The 751-nt window shown below is 56.5% G+C and carries 1 protein-coding gene and 1 pseudogene; both read left to right on the top strand.

Features of this window, described 5'->3' with window-relative positions:
- Window positions 1-425 (top strand): AAA family ATPase (locus AUR66_RS12960; protein WP_157533111.1); only part of this gene is annotated, 425 nt, incomplete at its 5' end.
- Window positions 422-751 (top strand): annotated as a pseudogene (locus AUR66_RS22705) (hypothetical protein); the annotation flags it as partial. The gene AUR66_RS12960 and the pseudogene AUR66_RS22705, both read left to right, overlap by 4 nt.

Genomic DNA, 751 nt, shown 5'->3' with positions numbered 1-751 from the left:
ATGACGACCCCGAAGCAGTCCTCGAACGCGTCGGACTCGAAGATGCTGTCGACGACAATGCCAGTGACTTCTCGCGTGGGATGGAACAACGGTTGGCGCTTGCGATGGCTCTCGTCGGCGAGCCGGAGCTACTCATCTTAGACGAGCCGTTCAGCGGGCTTGACCCACATGGAGTCCGTCGCGTGCGGCAAATCGTTCACAAGGAGAACGAACGAGGTGCGACAGTGTTTTTCTCCAGTCACGTCCTCGGTCAGGTCGAACTCGTCTGCGACCGGGTGGGTATCCTCCACGAGGGGAAGCTCATTGCCGAGGGGACAGTGGGTGCGCTCCGAGACCGTACAGAATTGCCAGGTGATGCGTCGATAGAGGATGTGTTCGTCGAACTCACGGACACCAACATCGTCGGTGGAGGTGAATCGAAATGAAGCGTCGAACTTACCTGGCAACGAGTATGCTGTCAATTGCCGGTCTTTCCGGATGTCTCGGGGACACCGAGTACAGAGTCACTGAGGCAGAAGTCAATGCCTCTTTGAGACCACTCTATATGTCTGTGCAACTCGCGGTTGCTGACGTTACAATCGAGCATCCTGCTGCACTTATGCTCTCGCTGGAAAACAACGGAGATGTGCCGGTTCGAATCCGCAGCTACGGCGTCTGGCCGTTCGGTGTACTAGCGCTCGCTCCATCGTCGACGCGTGACGAAAACGCGTGGAAAACAACCTTGTTTTCCCCGTCATATGATTCGACCAAC

The sequence above is a fragment of the Haloferax profundi genome, from assembly GCF_001469865.1.
Classification (GTDB): domain Archaea; phylum Halobacteriota; class Halobacteria; order Halobacteriales; family Haloferacaceae; genus Haloferax; species Haloferax profundi.
This window is presented reverse-complemented; position numbering and strand designations above follow the sequence as displayed.